The sequence below is a fragment of the Postechiella marina genome, assembly GCF_039538365.1.
Lineage (GTDB): Bacteria > Bacteroidota > Bacteroidia > Flavobacteriales > Flavobacteriaceae > Postechiella > Postechiella marina.
Genome location: NZ_BAABCA010000004.1, coordinates 365932 through 382252 on the forward strand (window position 1 = coordinate 365932; position 16321 = coordinate 382252).

Here is a 16321-nt window from a genome sequence, read left to right on the forward strand (position 1 = left end):
GTCATACGATAAAAAACATTTGTATCTAAAAACAGTAAAAATAAAATGCATCTTTACACTTACTAAACATCTATATAAATAAAACCATGTTAAAAACATTAAAAGTTATTTCTATATGCTTCATAACGGTTTTTGTATTCTCTTGTTCGCAACAAGAAAACACAAAAAATATTGCAGACCAAGAGTTTAATAAAAATTGGCTTTTCCATAAAGGAGAGGCAAACGGAGCCGAATCAAGTCTTTTTAACGATGCTTCTTGGCGTACATTAAACCTACCACACGATTGGGCAATAGAAGGCCCTTTTGACAACAAATACAATGCTAGAAATGGAGGACTTCCTGTGCATGGAACTGGTTGGTACCGTAAACATTTTAACGTCTCTAAAAACATGCAAGGCAAACAAATATCTGTAGAGTTTGATGGAGCCATGAATAATACAGAAGTATGGATTAATGGTGAATTTGCAGGTAAAAGACACTATGGTTATGTAGGCTTTGAAATAGACCTAACACCTTTTGTAAAGTTTGGGCAAGACAATGTTATTGCTGTAAAATTATCTCCTAAAGATTTATCGGCAAGGTGGTATACAGGAGCTGGAATTTACAGAAATGTTCGTATAAAATACAATGCACCAGTTCACATTCCGCAGTGGGGAACTTACATTACAACTCCTGTAGTTAACGATGAAAAATCTACCGTTAATATTGAAACCAAAATAGTAAATAAAGGTTCCAAAAACAAAACTGTAACATTAGAAACCGTAATTTTTGATAAGGCAGGAAAAGAAGTTGCTAAAGCTTCTAAAGAAGTTTCTGTAGCATCTGGAAAAACAGAAATTGAAAACATAAAATTAGATGTTGTAAACCCAAATCGATGGGATTTAAATAATCCATACTTATATTCTGTAACTAGTTCTATAATTTCTCATGGACAAGTTACAGATAAGTTTGACTCTGAGTTTGGATTTAGAACCATAGAGTTTACAGCTAATAATGGTTTTATACTTAACGGTAAACGCGTACAATTAAACGGTGTTTGTATGCATCACGATTTAGGTCCTTTGGGAGCTAGTGTAAATTACCGTGCCACCGAAAGGCAAATGGAAATTATGAAAAGTATGGGAGTTAACTCGCTTAGAACAAGCCATAACCCACCATCTCCTGAAATGATTAAAGTATGCGATAGATTAGGAATTGTTGTGCAAGTTGAAGCCTTTGACGAATGGAAGGTGCCTAAGGTACCTAACGGATATAGTAACTATTTTGATGAATGGCACGAACGCGACATTCGAGATATGATAAAAAGAGATCGCAACCATCCATCGGTTATTATGTGGAGTATTGGTAACGAAATCTTAGAGCAGGGTAAAAAAGATGGATGGAAAACTGCCAAATTGCTTAACGATATTTGTCATGATGAAGACCCTACTAGACCAACAACAGCTGGTTTTAACAACTTTAAAGGCGCCTTTAAAAACAAACTAGTACACCAAATAGATTTAGTTGGAATGAATTACTGGCCTTTAGAATATAAAGGTATTAAAGAAAAATTTCCTAACATGATTTTCTATGGAAGCGAAACCTCTTCGCAAACGAGTAGTCGTGGTGTTTATAATTTACCTATTAGTGGCGATTTTTATAAAGAAACAGGACATGTTTCTAGTTATGATGTTGTTGTGGGGCCACCATGGGCTTACCCTCCGGATGCAGAATTTGAAGTACAGGAAGCTAATCCAGAATCTTTAGGAGAGTATATATGGACTGGTTTTGATTATTTAGGAGAACCTACACCTTACGGAGGTAGAGATAATTCTACCAATGGCTATTGGAATGATGATTGGCCATCAAAATCATCATACTTTGCACCGGTTGATATGTGCGGATTTCCTAAAGACCGTTATTATTTATACCAAAGTCAGTGGACTAAAAAACCTATGGTTCACGTATTACCTCACTGGAACTGGACTGGAAAAGAAGGCCAAAATATTCCTGTGTTTTCATACACAAATGCAGAAGAGGTTGAACTTTTTGTAAACGGAAAGTCTTATGGTAAAAAAGTAAAAGGAAAAGATTTAACAGGAATTCCTGCAGAATATCATGGCTTTAAAAAAGGTACTTTTATGTCGCCTTACCGCGTATCTTGGGATGTACCTTACCAACCAGGAAGCTTAAAAGTTGTAGCTTATACTAACGGTAAAAAAGTAGCAGAAAAAGAAATTAAAACTGCTAAAAAGGCTGCTCGAGTAAACTTATCGGCAGACAGGAAAATTATTAATGCAGATGGTAAAGATTTAAGCTTTATAACAGTAAAAATAGAAGATGAAAACGGAAACTTTTGTCCGTTAGCAAATCATCAAATCGATTTTAAAATTGAAGGAGCTGGCGAATTGGCTGCGGTTGGTAATGGAGACCAACGCTCTCTAGAACTTTTTCAGCAACCTTCTAGAAAAGCCTTTAATGGTTTATGCTTATTGGTTATAAAATCTAACGAAAATGCAGGAGAAATAAAAATAACAGCTACAGCTAATGGCTTAAAAGAAGCTACTTTAAACCTAATTACCCAATAGTATTTATGAAACATATTGTTGCTATTTTAGGAGTTGGAATTGTGTTTCTAGGAGCTTGTTTTAGCTTTACAAGCTCTACTCCTGCTCCCAAAAATGTATTTATAACACAACCAGAAGGAAAATACAATTGCGAAAGCCCAAGTGAAACACAAGATTGGATAAACCCTTTTCCAAAAGGAGGTTTAGGTACAGTTTATACAACCTCAGAGAAAGTCAACCCTCAAGGCAACAAATTATTTAAGGTTAAACAGAATTCTATTGAAGTTTTATACGATTGGAAAGGAAACAAAGCTCCTTTTGGTATTATTACAACAAAAAAAGCCTACAGCGCTTTTAATCTAGAATTAGAATACAAATGGGGCAAAAGAAAATTTGCTCCTAGATTAAATGCAAAAAGAGACGCGGGTATCTTATTTCATATTCAAGGAAAAAAGGTAGTTTGGCCATCTAGTTTAGAGTGTCAAATACAAGAGAATGATACCGGAGATTTATGGGTAATTAAAGGCCCTAAAGTAACGGTTATAGAAAAGGATAGCACCGAAACTATTTTAGATTCTGGTGGAGAGCAGTCTTTTTTACAAAATGTAAAATATGATAATTACGAAACTAGTTCTTGGAACAAAATTCGCTTAGAGGTTCGTGGGGCAGAGTCTGCAAAATTCTTTGTAAACGATAAGTTGGTTAACGAAATAAAAGATTTTAAAGATAATGCAGGAAAAGTGCTAAATAAAGGACTTATTGCATTGCAAGCAGAAGGCGCAGAGCTAACATACAGAAATGTAAAAATCCAGGAAGTAAAGTAATGAGACAATTATAATATTAACTTTTTAAAACACAAAAAAACCAAACTAAAATTTAGTTTGGTTTTTTTGTACTTAATTTTAATAAATTATCCTGCTTGTTGCTCGTTAATTTGAGTTGTCATACGGGCAGTTACTTTCATATTTAATTTTTCTATTCTCATTTGCTCACGCATGGCCTTCTTCATTTCTAGCTCTCTCAATTCTTGCCTTATCTCTTCACTCCTTCTAAGCAACTTAGTTAACTTTTCATCTCTTTTTATTTGATTACTTAATTTTACAATGCGCCTTTCTTCTCTTAACTTAACAAGTTTTTTTTTGGCTTTTTGGCCTTTCATGTTTTCTAATGCTACTGATGCGTATGCATAACCATACATACACAGAAATAGTAATGCTATAATTCCAATAATAACGTAACCATTGTCCATAATTCTATTTTTAAGTTAGGGAAAACTATTTGATTAGAGAATTCTTAAAAAAAACCTCTTAAACTACTTAAATTTATAGAAAAACAACAAAAAAAAGAAATAAAAAAGACGAAATACTTAAAAAAAGGGACAAAAACCTAATAATACGATAAAATGCAAAGGCAATATTACAAAAGCTGTATTAAATTTTCATGTTTACTTTCAGGCCTTTATGTTTCCATTTAGATATTCCACCTTCTAAATCATAAACTTTAACAAAACCTGCACTTATTAATTTTTGAGCGCATTTTGCACTTCGCCCACCTGCTTTACAATATAACAATACCGGTTTACTTTTATCTAATTTGCTTACATCTTTATCAAATGTTGGAGAATAAAAGTCGATATTCTGTGCCTTTGCTATAAATCCTGTTTTATATTCTGCAGGAGTACGCACATCTACAAGTTGTACGTTATCTAATTCTAAAAAAGTTTGCATTTCTTCAGCAGAAATAACTTTTACCAGTGGCGAAGCCGAATCTTTACAACCAAAAAAAGTAATACTACATACTAAACAAAATATAAATAACAGCTGTTTCATAATATTAATAATTAATCTTTATCTACGACGTCTCCTGTCCATTCTAACATACCGCCTTCAAGGTTATAGGCATTTTCAAAACCTAACTGCTCCATAATATTGCAAGCTTGTCCACTTCTGTTGCCCGAACGACAATATACATAATAGTTTTTTTCTTTATCGAGATCTTCTAATTCATTTATAAATTCTTGACCTTTATATATATCTATATGTATAGCGTTTGGTATAATACCATCTGCCACTTCACTATCTGTTCTTACATCTAAAACAACAGCATTTTTGTCTTCTGCTAATTGCGAAGCCCACTCTTCTTGACTTAAATCTTCCATGTTTTTAAAAATAATTATTATTTTGATGCTAATTTAATACATCGTACCAAATTTATGCATTTAAAAAATCCTAAAGTGTTATAGCATAGTTTTTTTTTAATTACCTACTATTTTACACGTTTTAATAGTCTGTTAAACTAATATAACTTACATCAAATTATTAGTTAACAATGTATTTATTTTAATTTAGGAAAGCTTTAACCTCTTTCTCTAACTCCATAAAATTAAAGGATTTCTCGTAAAATTTAGAATTTTCGTTTTTGTATATTATAGTTGCTGGAATAGAGCCCGACCAATTTTTATTTACTTTAGACATCCAGGTACTAGCACCTTCATTATCTAAAGCAATAACTTGAGATTTTAATGTATGTTTTGCTATAAAAGGTTTTAATTTAGACTCGTAAGCGTGCGGAAAATCTAAACTTACCAAAATAACCTCTACATTAGTATACTTGGCTTTTATCATTTCAAAATACGGTAATTCTTTTATACAAGGTGCGCACCAAGTTGCCCAAAAATTAACAACATAAACCTTGTTATCTTGCTTGTTTAATATAGGTTTAAAACGTTCAAAATTATAAATATCTAGATCTACATTACTTTTTACAGTTTTAACAACCTCCTTTTTTATTTCTAAATCTTTAGTATCGTTTTTCTTTTTACATGAAACAACTAACAAAACAGAAAAAAAAACCAATAATATTCTCATGCCCATAATTATAAAATTAAATATTATTCAACCCTAGAAATTGCTATTTAACAAAAAATTAAGAGAATTTTAGGAATTCTCAATTATTTATTACACATTTGTATATACAACAGTTATAAAAATGAAAATAGAAGAGATTCTTAAAACAAAATCTAATCTTCCTTTATCAAAAAAAGCTGTTATAAGTATAATATACACTAACGCACAAATAAACAAACAGTTAGTAGATACTTTAAAACCATACGACATATCTCTTCAGCAATTTAATGTGCTAAGAATATTAAGAGGTCAAAAAGGAAAAGCTGCTTGTTTAGAAACAGTGCAAGAGCGTATGATAACAAAAATGAGTAATACCACTAGGTTAATAGACAAGCTCATAAAAAAAAACTATGTCGAAAAAAACACAAATAAAGCTAATAAACGCAAAATAGATATTTTAATTAAAGAAAAAGGATTAATTCTCCTTAGAAGTGTAGATGATTTGATTGATAGCAAAGAATCAGATATAATGAGTTCTCTCAACAAACAAGAAAAAATTGAACTTATTAAATTATTAGGTAAATTATGTTAATAACATAAAACTAAGACTCTCACACCTAATAATTACTTTAAGGACTACCATATTTATATATGGTAGTTTTTTTTTAACAAAAACCTTCAATCTATTGTATAATTATATTTTGATTTCTATATTTGGCAAAGAAATATAAATTATGAACACAATTTTAAATAATACTTGGTGGTGGTGCTTTCGAAACTAGATTCGTGAAGTAACCCTATAGGTATATTTAAATTAAAAATATTCAAAAAGGCTTGTCATTCACGACAAGCCTTTTCTTTTTTCTGAATGTAAATTCAGATTAAAAAAAATTATAAAACCAAAACTGAAATAAATTCAGCTTATATGAAAACATTTAACCTTTACACTCATTACAAAAAAATACTAGCAGATACTATTACACCAGTAGGTGTGTATTATAAAATAAGGGACAAATTCCCAAATAGTATTTTGTTAGAGAGTGGCGATTACCATAAAAGTCATAAAAACTTCTCGTATATATGCTTTAACCCAATTGCAACCATAAAGGTAGAAAACGAAGTTATTTCTCAGACCTTTCCAGACGGCAGCTCTACAACTACAAACATAGATAATACGGTAAATGTAGCCGAAGAAATTCATAAATTCACAAAACGATTTAACACTAACTCAGACACCGAATTTAAATTTATAAACAACGGTATTTTTGGTTATACTGCTTACGATGCTGTAAAGTATTTTGAGGATGTTAAAATAAGCAAAAAAGAAGACTCTATAGTTATACCAGACGTATATTACGCTGTATATCAAAACATAATAGCTATAAACCACTATAAAAACGAGGCCTATATTTTTGCACATTGTTTTGATAATGCAGAAAATAATATAGACGAGGTAGACCAAATTATTAACGTACAAAACTTTGCAACTTACGGTTTCGAAACCAGCGGAGAAATAACATCTAACCTAAAAGACGAAGAATTTAAAGAACATGTAGAACTAGCAAAAAAGCATTGTCAACGAGGCGATGTTTTTCAACTCGTACTCTCAAAAAGATTCTCTCAAGAATTTAAAGGTGACGATTTTAATGTATACAGAGCCTTAAGAAGCATAAACCCATCGCCTTACCTATTTTATTTTGACTACGGAAGCTTTAAAATTTTTGGTAGTTCGCCAGAAGCACAACTTATAGTAGAAAAAGGTATAGCAGAAATTCATCCTATTGCAGGAACATTTAAACGTACTGGAGACGAAGAACAAGATGCTATATTGGCAGAGAAACTAAAAAGAGACGACAAAGAAAATGCAGAGCACGTAATGCTTGTCGATTTAGCTCGTAACGATTTAAGTAGACACGGTAGCCAAGTAACTGTAGACACCTACCGCGAAGTTCAATTTTTCTCGCACGTTATACACCTAGTAAGCAAGGTAACAGGACTGAAACATAAAAATACTTCAACCATGCAAGTGGTTGCAGACACCTTTCCTGCAGGCACATTAAGTGGAGCACCAAAACATCGCGCCATGCAACTTATAGAAGATTACGAAAAAACAAGTAGAGCATTTTACGGTGGCGCCATAGGTTTTATGGATTTCGATGGCAATTTTAACCACGCTATAATGATTCGCACCTTTTTAAGCAAAGACTATAAATTAAACTGGCAAGCAGGAGCTGGTTTAGTATCAAAATCTAATGCAGACAGCGAACTACAAGAAGTATATAATAAACTCGGCGCATTAACAAAAGCAATAAAACTAGCCGAAGATGTATAGAACATGGACATTACTCGAAAAGGTAATAGGTTTTTGTGTTATATATGCAATAACTCAAAAGAGATTTAACAAACCTGTACCAAGCACTGCCTAAGTAGGCCTAAAGTCCTAAAGTATAAGTGTGCAGTTGGCAAAATAAGCCAGCTAAGACAGTTAAAATAAAAGAAAACAAGTCCAGAAAACATGCGTGTATTCATGGCAAGAAAAATAAAAAATATGAAAGTATTAGTTATCGACAATTACGACAGTTTTACATACAACCTAGTACATTATCTAGAAGATTTAAATTGCGATGTAACCGTAGTACGAAACGACAAACTCGTTTTAGAAGATGTAGAACCATTTCATAAAATAGTATTATCGCCAGGTCCAGGCATACCAGACGAAGCAGGTTTACTAAAACCCATAATAGAAAAATACGCCCCAACAAAAAGCATATTAGGCGTATGCTTAGGGCAACAAGCTATAGGCGAAGTTTTTGGAGGCACACTAGAAAACCTAAACGATGTTTACCACGGTGTAGCAACACCTGTAACCATATCTGTAGACGACGAAATTCTTTTTAAAAACCTAGGCAAAGAAATTGAAGTAGGACGCTACCACTCTTGGGTTGTAAATGCAAATTTACCAGATAGTCTTGAGGCCACATCGTTTGACGAAAATGGACAAATCATGTCTTTAAGACATAAAGTTTACGACGTTCGTGGTGTACAATATCACCCAGAATCGGTATTAACACCAAAAGGTAAAGACATATTAAAAAATTGGATTGAAGGTTAGTTGAAAAACAAAACATAATAAAATGAAAAATTTATTAAACAGACTTATAAATCACGAACACCTTTCTACTACAGAAGCAAAACAAGTTTTAGTAAACATATCTAATGGTATGTATAACCAAAGCCAAATAGCATCTTTTTTAACCGTTTTTATGATGCGTAGCATCACCCTAAACGAACTAAGAGGTTTTAGAGATGCCCTTTTAGAATTATGTATTCCAATTAATCTTAGCAATTTTAATGCTATAGATATAGTAGGTACTGGTGGCGATGGTAAAAATACGTTTAACATCTCTACCCTATCCTCTTTTATTACTGCAGGAGCAGGTGTACATGTTTCTAAACATGGCAATTACGGTGTATCATCAACATCTGGATCATCAAACGTTATGGAACATTTAGGTGTTAAATTTTCTAATGACGAAGATTTTTTAAAACGCTGTTTAGACCAAGCAGGAATATGCATTTTACACGCTCCTCTATTTCACCCAGCAATGAAAGCGGTTGCGCCTATTAGAAAAGAATTAGGGGTAAAAACATTTTTTAACATGCTAGGCCCTTTAGTTAACCCATCGTTTCCTAAAAACCAATTACTTGGTGTTTTTAATCTAGAAATTTTACGATTGTATAGTTTCTTACATCAAAACACAAAAAACAATTATAGCATAGTTTATGCACTAGATGGCTACGACGAAATCTCTTTAACCGGTAAAGCAAAAATTGTTTCTAACCATAGCGAAAAGTTGTTTTCGCCCGAAGATTTAGGTATCGAAAAAGTGACACAAGAATCTATTTTTGGAGGCAAAACCATTAAAGACGCTGCCAATATATTTGTAAACATTATTAATGGTAAAGGCACAGAGCAACAAAACCATGTTGTTTGTGCAAACGCAGGTTTAGCTATCGCAACGAGTAAACAAATAGACCATAAAACAGGTTTTGAAATTGCTAAAGAATCGCTTTTCTCTGGAAAAGCAAAAACAGCTTTAAATAAATTAGTAGAATTGAGTAAATAATGAATATACTTGACAAAATAACGCTAGATAAAAAAAAGGAAGTAGCACTTAGAAAAAGTTTAATTCCAATATCTCAACTAGAACAATCTGTTTTATTTAATAGAAACACCCTGTCGCTTGCCAATAATTTACGCCATAGCACAACAGGAATTATAGCAGAACACAAAAGGCGTTCGCCATCAAAATCTGTAATTAATAACACATTAAATGTGCATGATGTGGCTAGCGGATACGAAAACGCTGGTGTTTGTGGTATGTCTGTTTTAACCGATGGCAAATATTTTGGTGGCTCTCTAGACGATTTACTTTTAGCTCGCGCCAGCTGCAACCTACCTCTATTAAGAAAAGAATTTATAATAGACGAGTACCAGTTATTAGAAGCCAAAGCCTATGGAGCCGATGTTATTTTATTAATAGCAGCCATTTTATCTAAAGAAGAAATAAAAAAATATTCTGAGTTTGCTAAAAGTTTAAATTTAGATGTGCTTCTAGAGGTACATAACGAGGAAGAATTACATAAATCTATTATGCCTAGTTTAGACATGCTAGGTGTAAATAACAGAAATTTAAAAACTTTTGATGTTAGCTTAGAAACAAGCAAGCAACTAAGTGAATTAATTCCTAACGATTTTGTAAAAGTATCAGAAAGTGGTATTAGTAATGTTAATGCCATTAAAGAATTACAACCGTATGGTTATAAAGGATTTTTAATAGGAGAAAACTTTATGAAAACCGATAACCCAGGAGAAAACGCAACAAAATTTATTAAAGACTTAAAATAATGAAACTTAAGATTTGCGGAATGAAATACCAAGAGAATATGGCTCAAGTAGCAAACTTAAAGCCCGATTATCTTGGTTTTATATTCTACGAGAAATCTGCTCGAAATTTTGACACAACCATACCTAAACTACCAAAGTCTATAAAAAAAACCGGTGTTTTTGTTAACGAACCTATAGATAGTGTTATTGATAAAGTAAACACTCACAAGCTTCAAGCTGTGCAATTACACGGTAAAGAAACACCAGAATATTGCAAAAGCTTACAAATATTAAACATTGAAATTATTAAAGTATTTTCGATTAAAAACGAATTTAACTTTGAAATTTTAAAACCTTACGAAACTGTTTGCAATTACTTTCTTTTTGACACTAAAGGCAAATTACCTGGAGGCAATGGTTATACCTTCGATTGGAATGTGTTAAACAACTACCCATCTACCAAACCCTTCTTTTTAAGTGGAGGTATTGGTTTAGAGCAAGTACAAGACATTAAAAAATTTAAACAAAGCAAAGCATCTAAGTATTGCTATGCACTTGATGTAAATAGTAAATTCGAAATAAAACCTGGATTAAAGGATATTTCGCTTTTAAAAGATTTTATAAATAAACTGAGTAATAATATTATGAATTACAACGTAGACGACAAAGGCTATTATGGAGAATTTGGAGGTGCTTTTATTCCAGAAATGCTCTATCCAAACGTAGAAGAGTTACGCCAAAACTATATTAAAATTATGGCAGAGCCAGATTTTAAAAAAGAGTTTGATAAACTTTTAAAAGATTACGTAGGGCGCCCTTCTCCGCTCTATTTTGCAAAACGCCTGTCAGAAAAATACAATACCAAAGTATATTTAAAACGTGAAGATTTAAACCATACAGGAGCTCATAAAATAAATAATACCATAGGGCAAATACTTATGGCTAAACGCCTTGGTAAACACCGTATAATTGCAGAAACTGGAGCAGGACAACATGGTGTTGCTACCGCTACCGTTTGTGCTTTAATGGGGCTAGAGTGTATTGTTTACATGGGAGAAATAGATATTGCTAGACAAGCACCAAACGTAGCTAGAATGAAAATGTTAGGCGCCAAAGTGGTACCTGCATTATCTGGTAGTAAAACCTTAAAAGATGCTACCAACGAAGCTATTAGAGATTGGATTAATAACCCTGTAAATACACATTATATTATTGGATCTGCTATTGGGCCACATCCATACCCAGATATGGTAACTAGATTTCAAGCGGTTATTTCAGAAGAAATTAAATGGCAATTAAAAGAACAAGAAGGTAGAGAAAACCCAGATTATGTTGTTGCTTGTATTGGTGGTGGCAGCAATGCTGCTGGTACATATTACCATTATTTACACGAAGAAGATGTTAAAATTATTGCTGTAGAAGCTGCAGGTTTAGGTGTAGACTCTGGCGAAAGTGCTGCAACTTCTGTACTTGGTAAAGAAGGCATTATACATGGCTGTAAAACGTTGTTAATGCAAAGTAAAGATGGACAAATTACAGAACCTTACTCTATTTCGGCTGGATTAGATTATCCTGGTGTTGGCCCTATGCATGCGCATTTATGTAAAACTGGTCGTGCAGAGTTTATGGCTGTTACAGATAATGATGCTATGAATGCTGGATTAGATTTATGCAAACTAGAAGGTATTATTCCTGCTATAGAAAGCTCGCATGCCTTGGCTATTTTCGAACAAAAAACGTTTAAGCCTGACGATGTAGTCGTGGTAAGTTTATCTGGTAGAGGCGATAAAGATTTAAATAATTATATCGAATATTTTAAAATATAGTTATGATACTTTTTTTGCGTTAGGGATTGAACGGTATGTGTGAGCTCCTCGCAGAGAGCGAGTAGTGAAAGCCCGACCCTTGCGGTAACGCCCAAATTGAAAAATTTAAAAATTATATGAATTATGAATAGAATTCAAACAAAACTACAAGAAAACAAAAAATTACTATCTATATATTTTACTGCGGGTTACCCAGATATTAACGATACTGTTTCTATTATTGAAGATTTAGAAAAAAATGGTGTTGATATGATTGAAATAGGTTTGCCTTTTAGCGACCCATTGGCAGATGGCCCCACTATACAAGCCAGCTCTACAGAAGCTTTAAAAAATGGCATGACTACAGAGGTGCTTTTTAAACAATTAAAAGACATTAGAAAAACGGTAAACATTCCACTTATTATTATGGGGTATTTTAATCCTATGTTTCAATATGGTGTAGAGGCTTTTTGTAAAAAATGTAAAGAAATTGGTATTGATGGATTAATTATTCCAGATTTACCTGTAGATGTTTACCATGAAGAATACCAAGCTATTTTTAAAAAATACGGTTTAACGAATATATTTTTAATTACTCCACAAACGGAAGATAAACGCATACGGTATATAGACTCTATATCTGATGGTTTTATTTACATGGTAAGTAGCGCGAGTACAACTGGAGCTCAATCTGGTTTTGGAGACGAGCAAACAGCTTATTTTGAACGCATTGCTAACATGAATTTAAAAAACCCACAAATTATTGGTTTTGGTATTAGTAATAACGAAACTTTTACACAAGCTACTAAATACTCTAAAGGCGCTATTATTGGAAGTGCTTTTGTTAAGCATGTTACAAATAAAGGAACGAAAACTATTAATGAATTTGTGAAATCTATTTTAAATTAAATATATTTGATTATTAATAACTAACCCTAAACACATTTATTTAATGGAATGGTATTTAAAAGTAGTGCGCGATAATTACGCAAATTTTACAGGTAGAGCAAGACGAAAAGAATATTGGATGTTCGCCTTATTTAACGGAATTTTTATTTTAGGAATCATGCTTGTTTCTGGTGGTATTGCTGCTGCTACAGATATGCCTGCTATAATGGGATTATACATTATTTATGTATTAGGTGTACTTGTACCTAGTTTGGCTGTTGTTGTGCGTAGACTGCATGATGTTGGTAAAAGCGGATGGTTTTACCTTATTGGATTAATACCATTAATTGGCCCTATTTGGATTTTTGTTTTACTAGTTACAGAAGGTGATACAGGACCTAACCAATATGGCCCAGACCCAAAAGCTGAAAACGCTGAAGAAATTAACGAAATTGGAAAGCCTCAAATAGAGTCTTAAAATTTCTATTTTAATATATTTTAAAAACCTATTCTCTATACAGAATAGGTTTTTTGATTTACACAACACATTAAAACATGCCACTAAACATTGTACTTATAGAGCCAGAAATACCCAATAACACAGGTAACATAGGGCGTTTGTCTTTAGGCTCTGGGTCGCATTTACACCTTGTTAAACCTTTTGGTTTTGAAATTGACGACAAACGCTTAAAACGAGCTGGATTAGATTATTGGCAACACCTAGAGGTTACTTATTACGAAAACATTGAAGAGTTTTTTGCTATAAACAAAGACAAAAGCATGGCGTTTATGTCTAGCCATGGCACAAAGAAGCATTGGGATATTCCTTTTGAAGATGATATGTTTTTAATTTTTGGGAAAGAATCGGCTGGATTATCTAAAGATATAACCGAACAAAATACTGATAGACTTTATAAAATACCGCTTTATAGCGAACATATTAGAAGCCTAAATTTAGCTAATGCTGTTAGTATTGTTATTTATGAAGGGTTAAAACACATAGGTAAATAAGAAAGGTTGTAAAAAAAACAAAATATTTTTAATTCTGATTAAACCTTTTACCTATAAAATAGTCTAAACTTAGATTAACAATTAAATAAGTATTTAAAATGAAAATGACAACTTTAAAATTAGGAACATTAGCTGTAGCATTAACTGCTTTTTCATTCACTATGTCTGCACAAGAAAAGAAAACTCCTGACTTTGATAAAATGTTTAAAAGATTTGATGCCGATAAAAATGGGTCTATTACTTTAGAAGAATTTAAAGGGGCTAAAAGAAAAAAAGAAGTTCCTGCAGAACGATTAGAAAAAAACTACGCTAACTTAGATGCAGACTCTAACGGAGCAGTAACTTTAGAAGAGTTAAAAGCTAATTTTGGAAAGGGAAAAGGCAAAGGAAAGAAGAAACAAGAATAGTTATTCTTTTTAGTTAAAAGAAACAAAAATGCTCAAGTTTAAAACTTGAGCATTTTATATTTTATAAAAATACAAAAAGGTTACTTTTTATTTTTTAGCATATTTAAATACATGGTTTCTACCTTTGTTCTTGCCCATGGTGTTCGCCTTAAAAACTTTAAACTAGATTTTACAGATGGATTATCTGTAAAACATCGTATTTTAATGGTATAACCCATATACTCCCAACCATAATGGGCTTCGAGTTCGTTTATAATTTGCTCTAATTTTATACCGTGTAAAGGGTTATTTGGCTGCTTCTCCACTTACAAGTTTTTTAATTTTAGTTGCTTTTTCAAAATGATCTAACTTATGGGTTTTAATCCACCAAGTAGCAGCTTCCATGAGCAAATCTGGATCGTCGTTTTTATTAGCAAAAAAAGCATAAAAAGACAAACCAACATTAACACCTTTGGTTTCTATTTTTTTATTACAAACCGCTATAATTTTATCCTTTAAAACTTTTTTCATTATTACTATTTTCTTCTTTCGCTGTTACGTTTTGGTCGTCTTGACTTATTATTTCTACTAGAACTACGACTAAAATTAGTATTAGAATTAGTAGATTTTGGTTTTCTATTTCCGTTTCCTCCTTGGTTATTTCTGCGTTGACGATTTTGCCCTGGTTTTATTGGCGCAGTAGATGCATTAGGATCTGGCTCGAAACCTTCTATAATCTCCTTCGGGATTGTTATTCCTACTAGTTTTTCAATATCGCGTAAATAGGTAGTTTCGTCTGCACTTACTAAAGATACCGCTTCGCCCTTTGCTCCTGCTCTACCTGTTCTTCCTATTCTATGTACATAATCTTCAGATATGTTTGGTAATTCAAAATTTATAACATGTGGTAACAATGGAATATCTAATCCACGCGCAGCTATATCTGTAGCCACCAAAACATTAATACGCCCACTTTTAAAACCAGACAATGCTTTTGTTCTTGCTCCTTGGCTTTTATTACCATGAATAGCAGCTGCAGTTATGCCTGCCTTACCCATTTTATCGCAAAGTTTATTCGCTCCATGTTTAGTACGTGTAAAAACCAATACTTGTTTCCAATTACCTTCTGTTATTAATTTAATTATTAGCCCAGTTTTTAAACCTTTAGCAACACGGTAAACTTTTTGGCTAATAGCATCAACTGTAGAGTTTTCTGGTGTTGCTTCTACTTGAACGGGATTGTTTAAAATACCGTGAGCCAACTTTTTTATATCTTTAGAAAACGTTGCCGAAAACATTAAGTTTTGCCTTTTATCTGGCATAGATTTTATAACACGCTCTATATCGCGTAAAAACCCCATATCTAACATTCTATCGGCTTCGTCTAAAACAAATATTTCTATGCGTTTAAGCGATAATAAACCCTGACTTTGTAAATCTAATAAACGTCCTGGTGTTGCTACCAAAACATCGACTCCCTGACGAATGGTTGCTGCTTGTGGTTTTTGGTTTACACCACCAAAAATAACAGCGCTTCTTAAATTTAAAAATTCGCTATACTCTCTAACATTTGCATAAACCTGAGCTGCTAGCTCTCTAGTTGGTGTTAATATTAAAGCTCGTATTGGCCTATATTTTTCTTTAGGATTTTCTGATAAAATATGTAATAATGGCAGCGTAAAACCTGCGGTTTTTCCCGTTCCTGTTTGTGCAGATGCTAAAACATCTTCTCCATCTAAAACTGGTGGAATTGCTTTTTGCTGAATTGGTGAAGGTGTTGTATACCCTTTTTTGCTAATTGCTTTTAGCAAGGCTTCTGATAAGCCTAATGATTTAAATGACATATAAATTGTTTGGTAAAGTCCGTTATCGAACATTTTGAGATGACAATTTATAATTAAACACCATCTCTTTTAATAAAGGCCAAAGGTAATGTTATTTTTAACGACAT

General features: G+C 32.7%; 19 protein-coding genes and 1 pseudogene. 13 read left to right on the forward strand and 7 right to left on the reverse strand.

Features of this window, described 5'->3' with window-relative positions:
• Positions 1–86 precede the first annotated feature (86 nt).
• Positions 87–2567: a glycoside hydrolase family 2 TIM barrel-domain containing protein gene (locus tag ABD715_RS10875; protein ID WP_344788250.1), complete on the forward strand. Its 2481-nt coding sequence runs from the start codon at positions 87–89 to the stop codon at positions 2565–2567.
• Positions 2568–2572: 5 nt separating this feature from the next.
• A complete protein-coding gene (locus tag ABD715_RS10880) occupies positions 2573–3370 on the forward strand; it encodes a 3-keto-disaccharide hydrolase (protein ID WP_344788251.1) in 798 nt (265 codons plus the stop codon).
• An 86-nt stretch (positions 3371–3456) separates the two neighbouring features.
• Here ABD715_RS10880 and ABD715_RS10885 read toward each other — a convergent pair whose 3' ends face one another.
• The 4 genes from ABD715_RS10885 to ABD715_RS10900 all read right to left on the reverse strand — a co-directional run bounded on the left by ABD715_RS10885 (position 3457) and on the right by ABD715_RS10900 (position 5413).
• Positions 3457–3795, reverse strand: a complete 339-nt coding sequence (locus ABD715_RS10885; protein ID WP_344788252.1) for a hypothetical protein — start codon at positions 3793–3795, stop codon at positions 3457–3459.
• 181 nt (positions 3796–3976) lie between these two features.
• Positions 3977–4375, reverse strand: a complete 399-nt coding sequence (locus ABD715_RS10890; protein WP_344788253.1) for a rhodanese-like domain-containing protein — start codon at positions 4373–4375, stop codon at positions 3977–3979.
• Positions 4376–4386: 11 nt separating this feature from the next.
• Positions 4387–4704, reverse strand: coding sequence for a rhodanese-like domain-containing protein (locus tag ABD715_RS10895; protein ID WP_344788254.1), 318 nt, complete (start codon positions 4702–4704; stop codon positions 4387–4389).
• 181 nt (positions 4705–4885) lie between these two features.
• Positions 4886–5413 (reverse strand): TlpA disulfide reductase family protein, encoded by a 528-nt coding sequence (locus tag ABD715_RS10900; protein ID WP_344788255.1) that lies wholly within the window; start codon positions 5411–5413, stop codon positions 4886–4888.
• A 121-nt stretch (positions 5414–5534) separates the two neighbouring features.
• Between ABD715_RS10900 and ABD715_RS10905 the strand changes: the two genes are divergently transcribed.
• The 11 genes and pseudogenes from ABD715_RS10905 to ABD715_RS10955 all read left to right on the forward strand — a co-directional run bounded on the left by ABD715_RS10905 (position 5535) and on the right by ABD715_RS10955 (position 14391).
• Positions 5535–5984 carry a MarR family winged helix-turn-helix transcriptional regulator gene (locus tag ABD715_RS10905; protein WP_344788256.1) on the forward strand — a complete coding sequence of 150 codons (450 nt, stop codon included), beginning with the start codon at positions 5535–5537 and terminating at the stop codon, positions 5982–5984.
• Between the two features lie 333 nt (positions 5985–6317).
• The gene (locus tag ABD715_RS10910; protein WP_344788258.1) at positions 6318–7724 is read left to right on the forward strand and encodes an anthranilate synthase component I family protein; all 1407 of its coding nucleotides are present in this window, start codon (positions 6318–6320) and stop codon (positions 7722–7724) included.
• A 216-nt stretch (positions 7725–7940) separates the two neighbouring features.
• A complete protein-coding gene (locus ABD715_RS10915) occupies positions 7941–8504 on the forward strand; it encodes an anthranilate synthase component II (protein ID WP_344788260.1) in 564 nt (187 codons plus the stop codon).
• A gap of 22 nt (positions 8505–8526) precedes the next feature.
• Entirely contained in the window at positions 8527–9519 is a 993-nt protein-coding gene (gene trpD, locus ABD715_RS10920) for an anthranilate phosphoribosyltransferase (RefSeq protein ID WP_344788261.1), read from the forward strand.
• Positions 9519–10301 carry an indole-3-glycerol phosphate synthase TrpC gene (gene trpC, locus ABD715_RS10925; RefSeq protein ID WP_344788262.1) on the forward strand — a complete coding sequence of 261 codons (783 nt, stop codon included), beginning with the start codon at positions 9519–9521 and terminating at the stop codon, positions 10299–10301. The genes trpD and trpC overlap by 1 nt, the downstream gene beginning before the upstream one ends.
• A gap of 20 nt (positions 10302–10321) precedes the next feature.
• Positions 10322–10894: pseudogene (locus ABD715_RS10930) on the forward strand (phosphoribosylanthranilate isomerase); the annotation flags it as partial.
• A 30-nt stretch (positions 10895–10924) separates the two neighbouring features.
• On the forward strand, positions 10925–12106 hold the full coding sequence (trpB, locus tag ABD715_RS10935; protein ID WP_344788428.1) for a tryptophan synthase subunit beta: 1182 nt from the start codon (positions 10925–10927) through the stop codon (positions 12104–12106).
• A gap of 123 nt (positions 12107–12229) precedes the next feature.
• The gene (trpA, locus tag ABD715_RS10940; RefSeq protein WP_344788263.1) at positions 12230–12994 is read left to right on the forward strand and encodes a tryptophan synthase subunit alpha; all 765 of its coding nucleotides are present in this window, start codon (positions 12230–12232) and stop codon (positions 12992–12994) included.
• Between the two features lie 43 nt (positions 12995–13037).
• Entirely contained in the window at positions 13038–13451 is a 414-nt protein-coding gene (locus ABD715_RS10945) for a DUF805 domain-containing protein (protein ID WP_344788264.1), read from the forward strand.
• A 77-nt stretch (positions 13452–13528) separates the two neighbouring features.
• A complete protein-coding gene (locus ABD715_RS10950) occupies positions 13529–13984 on the forward strand; it encodes a tRNA (cytidine(34)-2'-O)-methyltransferase (protein WP_344788265.1) in 456 nt (151 codons plus the stop codon).
• 98 nt (positions 13985–14082) lie between these two features.
• Positions 14083–14391 (forward strand): EF-hand domain-containing protein, encoded by a 309-nt coding sequence (locus ABD715_RS10955; protein WP_344788266.1) that lies wholly within the window; start codon positions 14083–14085, stop codon positions 14389–14391.
• Positions 14392–14471: 80 nt separating this feature from the next.
• On the opposite strand, the gene ABD715_RS10960 is transcribed toward ABD715_RS10955, so the two are convergent.
• The 3 genes from ABD715_RS10960 to ABD715_RS10970 are packed head-to-tail and all read right to left on the reverse strand — an operon-like array spanning position 14472 to position 16214.
• Positions 14472–14696 (reverse strand): VF530 family protein, encoded by a 225-nt coding sequence (locus tag ABD715_RS10960; RefSeq protein WP_344788267.1) that lies wholly within the window; start codon positions 14694–14696, stop codon positions 14472–14474.
• Positions 14677–14901, reverse strand: coding sequence for a DUF6500 family protein (locus ABD715_RS10965; protein WP_344788268.1), 225 nt, complete (start codon positions 14899–14901; stop codon positions 14677–14679). The genes ABD715_RS10960 and ABD715_RS10965 overlap by 20 nt, the downstream gene beginning before the upstream one ends.
• A gap of 5 nt (positions 14902–14906) precedes the next feature.
• The gene (locus tag ABD715_RS10970; RefSeq protein ID WP_344788269.1) at positions 14907–16214 is read right to left on the reverse strand and encodes a DEAD/DEAH box helicase; all 1308 of its coding nucleotides are present in this window, start codon (positions 16212–16214) and stop codon (positions 14907–14909) included.
• Positions 16215–16321: the final 107 nt, after the last annotated feature.